This window comes from Sorangium sp. So ce1036, assembly GCF_051369805.1.
Lineage (GTDB): Bacteria > Myxococcota_A > Polyangia > Polyangiales > Polyangiaceae > Sorangium > Sorangium cellulosum_F.
In genome coordinates this window covers 1,254,292-1,267,375 of the sequence record NZ_JBBMOX010000001.1, presented here as the reverse complement: position 1 = coordinate 1,267,375, position 13,084 = coordinate 1,254,292, and the positions used below count along the sequence as shown (strand labels likewise).

Annotated in this window: 8 protein-coding genes and 1 pseudogene; 5 read left to right on the top strand and 4 right to left on the bottom strand. The window is 69.9% G+C overall.

Annotated elements, in window-relative coordinates; genetic code table 11:
• Positions 1-25: 25 nt before the first annotated feature.
• A complete protein-coding gene (locus tag WMF31_RS04595; RefSeq protein ID WP_436600763.1) occupies positions 26-1,042 on the bottom strand; it encodes a DNA methyltransferase in 1,017 nt (338 codons plus the stop codon).
• Positions 1,043-1,787: 745 nt separating this feature from the next.
• Between WMF31_RS04595 and WMF31_RS04590 the strand changes: the two genes are divergently transcribed.
• Together WMF31_RS04590 and WMF31_RS04585 are read left to right on the top strand one after the other, a co-directional pair.
• Positions 1,788-2,462: a hypothetical protein gene (locus WMF31_RS04590; protein ID WP_436600762.1), complete on the top strand. Its 675-nt coding sequence runs from the start codon at positions 1,788-1,790 to the stop codon at positions 2,460-2,462.
• 1,596 nt (positions 2,463-4,058) lie between these two features.
• Positions 4,059-5,215, top strand: a pseudogene (locus WMF31_RS04585) (zinc-dependent alcohol dehydrogenase).
• A gap of 298 nt (positions 5,216-5,513) precedes the next feature.
• On the opposite strand, the gene WMF31_RS04580 reads toward WMF31_RS04585, so the two are convergent.
• On the bottom strand, positions 5,514-6,434 hold the full coding sequence (locus WMF31_RS04580) for a transposase (RefSeq protein WP_436600761.1): 921 nt from the start codon (positions 6,432-6,434) through the stop codon (positions 5,514-5,516).
• 369 nt (positions 6,435-6,803) lie between these two features.
• On the opposite strand from WMF31_RS04580, the gene WMF31_RS04575 reads away from it, so the two are divergent.
• From WMF31_RS04575 to WMF31_RS04565, 3 genes are all read left to right on the top strand, one after another.
• The gene (locus WMF31_RS04575) at positions 6,804-7,334 is read left to right on the top strand and encodes a hypothetical protein (RefSeq protein WP_436600760.1); all 531 of its coding nucleotides are present in this window, start codon (positions 6,804-6,806) and stop codon (positions 7,332-7,334) included.
• Positions 7,335-7,426: 92 nt separating this feature from the next.
• Positions 7,427-9,286: a hypothetical protein gene (locus WMF31_RS04570; RefSeq protein WP_436600759.1), complete on the top strand. Its 1,860-nt coding sequence runs from the start codon at positions 7,427-7,429 to the stop codon at positions 9,284-9,286.
• Between the two features lie 845 nt (positions 9,287-10,131).
• Positions 10,132-10,458 carry a hypothetical protein gene (locus WMF31_RS04565; RefSeq protein ID WP_436600758.1) on the top strand — a complete coding sequence of 109 codons (327 nt, stop codon included), beginning with the start codon at positions 10,132-10,134 and terminating at the stop codon, positions 10,456-10,458.
• Between the two features lie 26 nt (positions 10,459-10,484).
• Here the strand turns inward: WMF31_RS04565 and WMF31_RS04560 are convergent, their stop codons facing one another.
• Together WMF31_RS04560 and WMF31_RS04555 are read right to left on the bottom strand one after the other, a co-directional pair.
• Complete coding sequence (locus tag WMF31_RS04560) at positions 10,485-12,017, bottom strand: hypothetical protein (RefSeq protein WP_436600757.1); 1,533 nt, start codon at positions 12,015-12,017, stop codon at positions 10,485-10,487.
• 76 nt (positions 12,018-12,093) lie between these two features.
• Entirely contained in the window at positions 12,094-13,038 is a 945-nt protein-coding gene (locus tag WMF31_RS04555; RefSeq protein ID WP_436600756.1) for a hypothetical protein, read from the bottom strand.
• Positions 13,039-13,084 lie beyond the last annotated feature (46 nt).

Below are 13,084 nucleotides of genomic sequence, written 5' to 3'. Positions count from 1 at the left end.
GCCGACGCGGCGATGCCCCCGGGTGTCACGCCGCCGAGATCTCGACGCGCGGCCGCGGCGCGCACTTCGCGAGGCGGCTCGACGCGACGGCGTGGTAGGCGGGCGCGATCTCGGCGCTGTAGCAGCGGCGCCCCGCGGCGAAGGCCGCCACCGCGACCGAGCAGAGCCCGCCGAACGGCTCCCAGACGACATCGCCCGGGTCGGACGACGCCCGGATGATGCGATCGAGCAGCTTGAGCGGCTTCTGGTTGCCGTGGACCGAGCGCGACTCCTCCTTGAAGCGCTCGGGCCCCCGGACCGCCGGCTCATGCCAGACGTTGGTCACCGCGACCTCGCAGTGGAACTTCGCCCGCAGCGCAGCCCATTCATGACCGGAGAGCGGCCGCTCGCCGTCGACCGAGAAGTAGGGCCGCCCCTCCGGGCGGCCGTGCGCGTTCGCGAACGCGACGAGCCGCTCGAACGCCGAGGCCGGCGGGTAATACCAGAGATGACACCGCGTGAAATACTTCCTCGTGGCGGCGTTCTTCACGCCGCACGCCTCGTTGGTGTGGCGCAGCGGCAGGCCCGAGCGCTCCCACTCGTGCCGCAGCCAGGCCTTGAGCGGCAGCCTCACGCCCCCCGTCTCCAGGAGGACCCTGCGCACGTACTGCACGCACACCTCGCTCACGACCGGGAACTTGCGCAACGTCCGCGTGTTCGCGTTGCCCGCGACGTGGGCGATCCCCTTGTCCCAGACATGGCAGCTCCGGTACTCCCAGCCATGCTGGTCGAGCAGCGGGTGCACGGTCGCCCAGCCGATCTCCGTCCCCCAGAACCAGAGCGTGGTCGACGGCAAGGCGCGCTCCGACCAGACCGCGACGTGGGGCGCATACCAGGCGCGGAGCCCCTCGTGGGTCGGGGGATCGCCGGGAAAACCGGAGACGCCATAGGCGCCGTCGGAGACAATCACCGTGGGACTCGGCCAGGAGGCGTAGTGCTCCAGCGCGTCGCCGAGCGTCAGGACAGGTTGGAGGGCGGTCGATACGCGCTTCGCGGGGGGCACGCCGCCATCCAATCGAATCGGCCGGATCTGTCAAGAAAACGGCCGACATGGGCCCCGGCGCGCCGTGCCAGCCGGGGCGGCAAGCCCCGGCGCGGTGGCGTCGACCCCTGCCCTCCGGGAGAGGTGCTCGCAGGGCGCCGGCGAGGCCGTCACCCCGCTGGCGTCCCCTCTCCCCGGGGGGCCTCTCCTCGAGCGCCGTCACGAGCGACTGGGGCGATCGCCGACCATGCTCTTCCGACAATCGACCACCGTACCCCCTGGCCGGCCCGCCGCCGACGCCGGCACGTTGCGGAGGTCTCGACGGCCGCGCCCTCGCTCCCGCCGGCCCCGCGCCCGCCGGCGGCGGGCGCGCGCCTGCGGTGCGCAGCGGCACGCGCCCCTGCGAAAACATCATCCATCGTCGCCCGGCGGAGGAAGGCTGCGGCGATGGAGGGAATCATGGTGGGATGGAACAGCGCCAGCCAAGGCGCGTGTGCGGCGCCCACGCGGGCATTTACTGCGGCGGAGCCACAGGCGTATGTTGGATGGATTAGTGCGCGACTTCGCTTGCCTGCGGCCCGGCGCGACCTCCGCGCCGCCGCCGCGCCCAGGTGTCCCAGGCCCACGAGGAACCGTCGACTCCACACTGGAGGGAAGCATGAATGCATCAAAGCGCAGGAGGTCACGATCCTTGGTTCACGCGCTCCCGACCGTCGTCCTGGCGGGGCTCGTCCTGTTCGCGCCCCGCCCTGCACAGGGCCAATCCGTGGCAGCGCCTATCCATTTCTTCTGGGCGGATGCCGTCGTGAGGCACATCGCGCCGGAGAACAACGAGTACGGCACCGGCCCGAGCTACGTGCAGTGGGCCGGCGTGAACGGAGCCACCGAGTACCGGAGCCGCAGCCTCTGCACGACCTTCGTCACGAATGTCCTCAAGCAGGCGTACGGGCTGACCATCTACGACATCGCCACGTGGTTCGGGAGCACGAGCCCCAACGCCATCCTGTACCACGACAGGATCGTCAACGAGATCGGCTTCGAGGAGATCCAGGCGGTGGACCAGGTTGCTGCGGGCGATATCCTCGCGATCAAGTACCCGGCAGGGAGCTCGGCGACCGGACACGTCGCCATCTCGGCAGGCGTCGCCGTGCGGCGCGTCGCCACCTATCCGGTCATCTCGGGGACCACCCAGTACGAGATCGCCATCCTGGACTCGAGCAGCACGGGTCACGGGCTGGCGGACACCCGGCTCACCTGGCGAGGCTCGTGGCACGCGGGCGTCGGGAAGGGTGTCATGCGTCTGTATGCGAACAGCGGCGGCACGATCGTAGGATACACGTGGAGCACACAATCTGGCTCGGTCTACTATTCGAAGCAGGTGCGCGACATCGTCGTCGGCCGGGTCACCGAGCCATACATCGCGCTTCCTCTGCCAGAATAGCGGGGCGTGCGCTGGTTGCCTGGACCGGCGTCGCTGGCGCGCGCGTTTCCCGGAAGGGGCCGCGCGCGCCAGCGACCCGCGGGACCTCGTCGGTCGGCGAGCAGCGGGTCATCAGGACCGTCCGTGGCGCTCGGGCTCGCGCACGCCTCGGCGTGGGTCGCGCCGTCCCCGGCGTCGCTGGTCGCTGCGGCAGGGCGCGAGGGGCGCGCCTCCGGGACGACGCGCACTGGGTTGGCGACGCGGTGCTCGGCGCGCTCGGAGGAGCGCGACTCGTTCAAGGGCGACGCGACGCGGCGCAACCACGACAACGCGACGCGCCTCAGACAACGCGTCGCATCGTAACCACTGTGCCTCCCCACGCAACGCAACCACGGTGCGTCCCATCCCACGACGCGACGACGCAACCACGGTGCGCCCTTGCGCAACCACGGTGCACCATTGCGACGCGACGCACTCACGGCGACGCAACTCATTCCATGACCCAACCATGGTGCGCACCTTGCGCCCCCGCGCGACGCCGCGCGACGCAACCACGGTGCGCCTCCCTGGCAGGTACCGGTGCAAATCGCCTCAGCGTGGCGAGAGCGCGTCGCGTCACGGCGGAAGGTGGGCGCTCCTCGGCGCGAGAATTCGTGCTGCTGCCGCGCAATGGAGCGCGGCTGGATCGCGGATCCTTCAGGATGAGACATTTCGCCTCGTTGACCGGGCGATGAGGATGGCAATGTGCGCGAAACTGCATGCGTCAGCGCGCGGAGGCGACGCCCTCGGCGCATGGCCCGCCAGTTGCATGAATCCCGGAGGCTTCAGAAGATTTTGGCGCACTCGACCCCGCGCCCGCCTCACTGCGCAAGCCGCTCCACGAGACGCCGCCGCGCCGGTTGACCGCGCTCCCGCTCGCGCACCTGAATGGGTATGGCGTCGAGGTGGCGAGCTCGCCACGCAGCCGTCATCCAGCGCTGGCAGCGGACAGCTGGGCCGGAAGGCGCACCCGCAGGAGGAGCTCTCCTCGATCAACCACGCATCCCGGCTCGTCGAGCACCGCGACGAACTCGGCAACGTCGGCTCCGGACGTATGCCTACGGCGGTGCCTTGCTCCAGGTGTCGCACGCGGAGAGCGAGCGCGCGTTTGTACCGGGGCGGATGCACGCGTCGAAGGATGCACGTCGAACGCGGAGCGCAGCCTCTGCCTTCGTGAGTCCGTGCCGCAACCTGACCGACTCGAAGCCCAGAGCCCAGCATGTACGCGAGCGCGATCCTCGATGGCGACGGGAACGGTCGGCCCCGGCGATCGCCCCGACGGTAAAGGCAACGACGCCTTTCTACAACGAGGTGCTCACGGCCTTCCTTCCGCGACCCGACTTCACCTCGTTTTACCCGCTCGGCACGCCGCTGCCCCGGACCAGCACAGCAGCGGGCGCACCTGACGTCCATACAGGGAGGGAGCGTGAGCGGCGAATCGCCTTCCCCCCGCGTGCGCGCTCCAGGCGCCTGCCATTGACCTTGCCGGCGGCGATCGCACCAGCGGACGCGTCCGAGGGGGCACGCAGGTTGCAGACATCACGCCCGGTTCCACCCGCACGAAGGCGAGGAGGCCGGATGAAGGCTCTGGTATTTCACAGCCCAAAGCATGTCAGCGTGGACACGATCGATACCCCGGTCCTAGAGCAGGCGACCGACGCCATCGTGCGCGTGACGAGCACCGCCCTATGCGGCTCGGATTTGCATATCTACAACGGTCATTTTCCGCAGACGAGGCCGCTCGTACTCGGGCATGAGTTCATGGGCATCGTAGAGGAGGTGGGGAGTGACGTGAGGAAGCTCCGCCCGGGGAACCGGGTGGTCGTCCCCTTCGCCGTGGCCTGCGGGAGCTGCTTCTTCTGTGAGAGAAATCTGCCCGGGCATTGTGAGCGCTCGAACCCGGGACACTACGGCCCTGAAGGGAACGTCATAAGCTCGAAGGGGGTGGGCTCTTCGGGTATACCGACCTCTACGGCGGGTACGCTGGTGGTCAGGCGGAGTACGTCCGCGTTCCGTACGCGGATACGGGCCCGCGCAAGGTGGGTTCCGAGCTGACCGACGAGCAGGTCCTGTTCTTGACGGACACTCTCCCCACCGGCTACACGGCCATCGACTGGGCTGGCGTACGAGGGGGGGAGATGGTGGCCGTCATCGGATGCGGCCCGGTGGGCATCATGGCGATGAAATGCGCATGGCTCCGCGGCGCCGCGCGTGTCATCGGGGTTGACCGGGAGGAATACAGGCTGGAGAAGGCGCGCGAGATCGCCTCGGTCGAGACCGTCAACGTGGAGTCGGGCGTCGCGCTGGAGTTCATCCGAGCCGCGACGGACGGCCTCGGCGCCGACGTGTGCATCGACGCTGTCGGGATGGAGGCGCACCGGACGCCCCTCGAGAAGGCATCCAACCTCGTTCACGGTCAGCTCGGCTCGTTCGTCGCCTTCAAGCTGGCCGTGAGCGCAGTCCGACGGGGCGGGATCGTCAGCGTCGTCGGCGTGTACGGGGTGCCCTACGACAATTTTCCCTTCGGGCAGCTATTCGACAAAGGAGTGACGGTTACTTTCGGCCAGGCCCCCGTGCACAAGTACGTGGACCAGCTCCTGAGGTGGATCAAGGAAGGAAAGCTCCGCGCGGACGATGTCATCACACATCGCCTACCGCTCGCCGAGGCGCCGCGAGGGTACGACATCTTCAATGCAAAGAAGGATGGCTGCGTGAAGGTCGTGCTCAAACCGTGAACGCGCGACACCTCCGTGTCGCACCCCAACGTAGTCGCATCACGGCGTAGCCGCACTTCAACTTCGCATACATACCACCATCGACCGGCTGCAGCGCAGCATCAGCGCATTTTGCGCGCAGCGCAGCACAACACCAGCGCGCACCTCAACCCCGCCGCACCGTAACCCTAGCACGCAATTCGAATCCGCGACTGGATCATTCAGGCCCCAAGAGCACCATCACTTCGCTACACAGAGCAGCTTACCTGGCTACCACTCTTGAAGCGCTCGACTCAGATCGCGGCGCCCCGCCCGCCCCCTATAGCGCGAGCGCAGCGTCGCTCACGGCCGCGCCGTGGAATACGCGCATCCACCATGTTCCGACCGGGAACACCGCGCTACGCAGGCCCGCTCTCCATCGTCCGAGCGCATCGCGATACGCCGCGCGAAACGCACGGAGAGCAGAAACTGCGTCCCTACTCGCGTCCACGTGCCCTCGGCCCACAGCGAACGTTGGATTGAGGCTGCGGGGCGCCTCGAAGCTGGTCGCGCGCTCGTGCGGCGAGACCAGGCATGCACGCTCGGCGCCGAGAAAGCGAAAGCCCCTCCGGCACACCGCCGCACGCGCCACGGCCTCGTGTCGCTCGAGCTCTGCAGCCACGTCGCGCCGGAAGTCGTCCGCGCTCCCGTCCGCAACGGCAGCGGGGAGCGTAAGCTCGACGGTGGCCTCGTCGGGCCATGCCGGGTTGCTAGGATCGAAGTAGACTTCGGGGCGCTTCGCTCGCAGTATGCCGCGTCCCAGCTCCCCGACGAGGACCTTGGCTCCCGGCCACTCCCGCGCGCATCGTACAAGCCCCGCGTCCACTGGGTTCGCAAGCGTGTAGGCGATTTTCTCCACCACGGCCGCTCGTGTCACGAGGCGTACGACGCTGGTCGTCTGGTGGTCCCACACGGGACCCTCCCAAGCTCGGAGCACCTTCGTCCCCAGCGCCACGAGACGATGAAAGAACTGCAGAAAACGCGGGAGCACGCCCTCTACATCCGTGACGACAACGTGGATGTGCGTCGACATCGCGCACAAAGCGTGCACGTGAATGCCGTAACGCTTGGCTGAGACAGCGAGCGCATACGTTATCAGCTGTGTAATCGCCGCGTCTGGACGGAGAAGGAGATGCCGCAGCAGCACGCGTCGCGTGAGGAGATACGTGGCACCGGCGACGATAATGCGAGGCTGGCTCATGAGCGATCGCCTATGCGAGGCGCGTGCCGGGTCTGAAGAGAATGATTTCGCGGAGTTGGTGCCCCGAGGGGGGTGGCGGCCGCCACCCATCCGCCAGCCGATCGCCCGTTCGGCCACCGGATCGCACGCAACGTCGGTCGGTTTTCAACCGATTCGCACGCAACGTCGGTCGGTTTTCAAGGCAACCTCAGTCGGTCCCATACACAAGGCAACCTCAGTCGGTCCGATACAGTCGATCCGACAAGGGCCTCACGCCAGCCTTCCGTTTCCGGTTGACATCTGGCACAACACATGGATCAACGACTTTGCGCGTTCATGGTTGCCGACTTCGTGCGATGCTCTTGGCCGCCGTGCTGCTGGAGAACGCCCATGCTCCGACCGCTCCTCGCCCAAGGTCTTGCGCTGTCATTCTCGACGCTCGGGTGCTCTACCGGCCCGGCCCCCCCTGAAGCCTACGGCAAGGCGATCGTGACCATGAACGGGGAGGAGCTGGTCCTTGACACGGGCGATGACGGCAAGCTGCCTGTCCCCAGATTCGACGATAGCTGGCACGTCGGATGCTCTCTCCTCGATGGTGAGGCCCACCTGGAGCTGGTCGAACACTCGAAGGACAGACATGGCTTCTACTACCTCGATCTCCACCTCCTCAGCAGCGAGCGCAGGGGCGGCGACGCCGCCACTGTGAACATGCGAATCTACGTTGGCGATGAGCTGTTCGATGGCTCTTGCCCGGCTACGCTTCGGATGTCGCGAAAAGAGACGCATGAATGTGATTTCTTTTTCGCCGGATGCAATCTGCACCGACTTGACCGACTTGGAGGCGCCCTGGACGTTATCCCAGCGCACCTCGAGCTCGCCTCATTCCACCTGAGTGGATGCTTCGCACAGCGGGAGGACTGATCGTCATGTGGCGGCTCTCCTCCGTGCCCCCCGGCGCGCATGAAGCCAACGCGCCCCTGGCCGGCGCGGCTGCATGCGGGTACACATCGAGCATGATGGCCGCATCTCCCCAGCGAAGTTTCAGCGCAGCGTTCGCTCGCTGGGCTCGACGCGTCCGGCGGCGGCTCGCGCTGGAGCTGATCCTCACCGGCGCGGCCGCCGGGATGGCGCTCGGCGCCGTGGGCGCAGCAGCGGCGTGGCAGACGCGTCACGGTCCGCTGCGGCCTTGGATGGCGGCGGGTGGGCTGATCGGCGCGGCGGCAGGCGCGGCGGTGGCGCGGCGGCGGCGGTGGTCGGACCCGAACGTCGCCTTGTTCCTCGACGGCAAGCTCGGTTCGGCCGAGTCGATCTCGACCGCCGTGGAGCTCGCGGCAGCCGAGCACGCCGTCGGCGGCGCACCTCGGGGCGGCGCAACGACGGGCCGTGAGGTGGTGTTCGCGCACGCCACGGCAGCCCTCCACAACGCCACCACGCGGCAGGTCTACGCGCCGGTATGGCGGTCCTGGCACGCCGGAGCGCCCCTGGCGGCCGCGGCCATCGGCTATTTCAGCTGGCTCCCTCTGCCGCCTGCTCCTCTGGCGGCAGCGCTCCCGCCCGGGGTCGAGCAGGTGCGCCTCGCGGAGATCGCCGGGCTGGAACGGGTCATCCAGCTCGCCGAGGTCGAAGCGCGCGACGCCGAGCAGCACGATCGGCTGCGGAGACTCGCCGACGACGCGAAGAAGCTCCGAGAGAAACTTCGGCGCGGCGTCGAGCGCCGCGAGGCGCAGTCGGAGATCGCCAGGCTCCGCGACGCGATCACGGCCGAGCGGCTGTCGCTCGGCGAGGGCGAGCAGCGCAACGGACTGGAGGCGGCGCTCGGCAAGCTCGGCGAGAACCCGGACCTCACGCGGGCGGGCAGGGCGCTCGGCGACCGCGACCTCGTGGCGTTCGACGAGGAGATGGAGCGGCTCGCGAACAGGCTCGAGAAGAACGATCGCGAACGGGCGAGGAGGACGCTCGAGGAGGCCGTCGAGGCCGCGAGGGAGGCAGACGCCCCCGGGGTGGCCGAGGCGCTCGAAGAGCAGCGAAAGCTGCTCGATCAGCGCGGACGGGACGCCGACAAGCTGAGGGCGCTGGCGGAGGCGCTCGGTGAGGCGCTCGGCGACGAGGGGCACGAAGCGCTCGGCGATCTCGGCCGGACCGGGAGCAACAAGGACGCGCAACGCCTCGCCGACAGCCTCGAGGAGGCGCTCGAGAAGCTGAGCCCCGAGGAGCGCAAGCAGCTCGCAGATCGCTTGAAGCAGCGGATGGCGCAGGCCCCCGCGGGCGCGCCCGGGGAGGCGCTGTCGGACGAGCAGCTGCGCGAGCTCGCCCGGCAGCTCGCGACGCCCGAGGGGCAGCAGCAGCTCGAGGACGAGCTGCGCCGGATGGCCCAGGAGGGCGGCCCGAGCAGCGAGGAGTCGCGGCGCCAGCGAGCGCTCGACGATGCGCAGCGCGGGGCGGGCGAGGCCGAGGGACAGATCGGCGGGGTACCCACGCCGCTGCCGGTCGCGGGCGAGTCGGGCACCTCGGGGCCGAGGAGCGGGGCGCCCGGCCAGAGCGGGCAGCAGGGTTCACCAGCGGGCGGCGCCGACACGCAGCAAGGGCCCGCGCACCCAGGCCACACCGAGGGGGGCCAGCCTGGCAGCCATGCGGGGCAGACGGGCGCCGTCGCTGGCGGGGAGCTGCGCTCGCGCGCCGACGCGCGGCTCAACCAGGGCAGGCCGATGCCCGGAAGCGTGGTGGGTCGAACGGCGGGCCGCGCCGGAGAGACCGCCAACGTGCGAGGAGAGGGCGCGCTCGGCGTCGTGGGGCCTCAGGAGATCGGCGGCGTCGAGCGCAGCGATGTCCCCGAGGAGTACCGCGAGCAGGTAGGTCGTTACTTTCAGCCGTGATGACCCCTGGAAGCAACGCGCGCAGCGCGCGCCGACGCTCGGGACGATGACGACGTCCGGCGGATCCTGCGAGAGGCGGCGACCGCTGCATTGTTTGGGTGCAGTCCCTCGCGCGAGATCCTCGTGATTGGCGAGCCCTCGACGGCAAAAATGAGATCGTCCGTAAGATCGGCGGGGCGGCATGGGCTCCGTCTACGAGGCGCGGCACGGGGGCACCGGCCGGCGCGTCGAGGGCTCGACCCAGGTTGAGGGCCCGGCGGCCGGAGCGCCCGACCCCGGCCGGGGCGCCCGACCCAGCGCCCGACCCCGGCCGGGGCGCCCGACCCAGGTTGAGCGCCGAGCGAGGTTGAGCCCCGAGCGGAGCGCCCGACCCAGGTTGAGGGCCCGACCCAGGTTGAGGGCCCGACCCAGGTTGAGGGCCCGGAGGGCCCGGCGGCCGCCGCGGCGGCACCAACCCAGGTTGAGGACACGGTCAGAGGCCACGATCGCCCCCCGGCGCTCCCCCTCCAAGGCCGCCGTGCGCGCAGCAATCGCCCTCGTCGCGAGCGCCGCCGCCACGTTCGGCCTCCTGCGTGTCCTCACGCCGCCGGATCAGGTCAATGAGGCTCCCCCGCAACCACGGAGGGCGGCCTCGACGTTCGGCTTCCTGCGTGTCCTCACGCCGCCGGATCAGGCCAATGAGGCTCCCCCGCAACCACGGAGGACGCCTCGCCTCGCCGGCGGACGGCGCTCCACCGCCATCGCCGACAACCACGGAGGGCGCTCCCCTCCAAGGACGCGCAGACGCGCCGCCACCATCCTCTCCTACCGCCTCGGACCCAGCGTCGTAGCGCAGGGTCACGCTGGTGCTGGAGCCTTCCGACGTCACCGCCGAGGGCGACGGACAGGTCGTGCGGTCGCACAACGGGATCATCGACATCGAGGGTCCACTCGGCAGCGTGCACAAGGTCCGCCTCACGCGCGGCGCGAACCAGGTCACGGGCGAGATCGTCGTGACGGCCAGCGGCGCCTCGCCGCTCAAGCTGGAGCTCGACACGAATGCCACGAGCACGTCTGGACGTCAGACGCCGTCGGCGACCGCGTCACGAGCGGCCCCGAGGACCGCGTCACGCGCCGTGCGCAAGCTACCCCCGGCGGCGAGCGCGGAGGGCGGCGGCCCGGAAGCGCCCTGAGCCCCTGCCCGCCTCCGGACCCGAGCTCACTCGTCAAACCCAAGCGCAATCGCACGGTTGCCCGTCGCCCCATCACGGCCCTGGAACCCCGGACCGCCCGCGCCTGGCTCACCCAGCTCCGCCGTGAAGCCCTGTCCCTCGGAAGGCGGCACCGGCATCCCCTTGAAGGCGATGGCAAGCGAGTGTCCCCCCGTACCACCGCCTCCATCACCCCCTGCGCCCCCGTGGCCTCCCATGCCTCCAGCGCAGCCCTCTTGCAGGCCATCCGGTGCGTCCCCCCCCTTGCCACCTTCGGCGCCCGCGCCACCGATCTGCCCGTGCTGTCCTGCGCCTCCGTTGCCGCCCTTGCCGGCAACCAGGGTCACATCCTGGAAGCGCAGCTCCGAGGCAAGGCTGATCAGCGCGATGCTGGAGCCCCCGGCCTGACCGCCCCGTCCCCCCAGACCGCCGCATCCGCCCGTCCCCCCCGCCCCGCCGCCTGCGCCGCTGGTCGGGCCCATGGCGGGACACCGGGCCGCCTCGAATCTTCCCCTGGATGCGCCGCCGCCGCCCCCTCCTTCGCCAGGACGCCCCCTCGCCCCGTTCGCGCCGTCAACGCCCTTGTACCCTGACCTCGTGATCTGGCCCAGCCCCACCGCCCCTTCTCCCGGCGCGCCATCTTGTCCCCGCCCCCCTGGACCGCCAACGCTGCAGAACGCCGCTGCGCGCTGACCAATCCCTCCGGTGTTGGTTGCGCCCTCGGGCGAGCCAGGATTGCCTTGACCGGCCGTCGAGGGAGCGCCCTGCCCGCCAATGCCCCCGACCGTCACGTCCTCGCCGCACTCCAGCGGGTCCGATATCCCTCCAGCCCCCGACAGGGCCGAGCAGGCCGGCGCCCCATCCCCTCCGACCCGCCCTGGCTGCGCATCCATCTCGTAGTTGTCCGGCGACTCGCCGTGCTTTGCGTCCCCCGCCTGCAACGTGCACCGGACGAGCTCGAGCTTGACCTTCTCGGCCACGACGGCGATCGATGAGCCTCCCAGCCGTGCCGCGGGCTGCGCGACGACCTCCAGGCCTTCGAGCCGGGTCGACCCCCCGCCGCCCACGATCGTGAGCGGGATCTCGTCAGGCCCGGCGCTCAACGTGGTCCGCCTGTCCTCCTCGGCGAGGCGCCACTCCTGATCACAGGCGAGGCTCCCGTACACCTCGATGCCGTCCGCGGAGAGGACGACCTTCTCCGTGAAGGTGCCGACGCAGGCGTAGATCCTGCGCTGACCTGGCTCACGCCCGGCCGCTGCATCGATGGCAGCCGCCAGCGTGTTGAAGGGGCGCTCCTTCGAGCCGTCGCCCTCTGGACCCGCCTCGACGCTGACGAAGATGCCGCACGATGCGTCGGGCCCCTCCTGCAGGCCAGGAACGCAGCGCGGTTCAGGAGGAGCCTCCCCGCCGGCGCTCCCGCTGCCTGGAGTGACGCCCTGATCGCGCTCCGTGTAATCCAGAGGAAAGCAGCCGAGCGCCTGCAAACCAGCCGCGAGCGACATGATTGCCAACGCCCCGGACGCCCAATGTAATCGACGCATCGCCAACTCCTCCATCGCCAAGAAAAGACTTCTTTCGCCCTCCGGCGCCCCCTCGCTGCCTCGGCGCCCCCTCGCGCTAGAAGCTCGCGCCGACCAGCAGGCCTGCCGCCTCGGAGGTCATGAGCGGCACGGCGCGGAGCCCGGGGAGCCCGGCCTTCGGGCCCGGCGCGCGGCCCGAGGTGGTGAGCGCGTACACGGCGGTCCCAGCGAGCACCACGCCGCTGCCGACGAAGCTCCAGAAGGCGAGATTCCCCAGCGTGGTCTGCGATTCGCGCAGGTCGTCGCGCTCCGGGCTGCCGAGGACCGCCGCCTCGGCCCCCTCGCCCTTCGCCGTGGAGAGGAGCGCGAAGGTCACGCCCGACGCGATCCCGAGGAGCCCGACCGCCCCGCCCGCGACCACCAGCGGAATGCTCGGGCCCGTGTCCAAGCTCAGCGCGATGCTCTGATCCGATCCCTTCGCCACGAGCAGCGACATCGACGTCCTGGCCCCGGCGTGGCGCGCCTCGATCCTGCGCTCGCCAGGGTCCACGAACACGAGCTTCGCGAGGGGCGAGCGCCCGACGAGCTTGCCATCGATGAGCACCTCGGCCTCCTCGAGATTCACGCTGATGCGGAGCGTGCCCACCTGGGACTTCGCCTCGGCGAGCCGCTTCAGCAAGAATGTCCTCTTCTCGGCCTTCTCGCCGAGCGGGAATGTCTCCAGCGCGTACGTCAGGTGCTCGGCCGCATCACGGGGCTGGTTCACCTCCAGCTCGACGTTCCCCAGATTGCCGGCCACGTCGAAGCTCCGCTGGAGATCCCACGCCGCCTGGTACCGCGCCTCCGCCTCGACGAACCTCGCCTGGTCGTAGAGCCTGTTCCCCTCCCGGTAGAGCTGCGCCGCGCGCTCGCCGGCGCTCGAGCTCGCGGGCACGCCGTCGGCCGGAGAGTTGCTCTTCAACTGGGCCGTGCCGGCCGCGCTCGCGACGCTCGACCCCAGCAGGACCGTCGCGCACACGAGGAACAGATGCGGGGATCTCAACGATGGCTTTCGCATGATGGCTGCCGGGAGCAGTGCGATCCGGAGA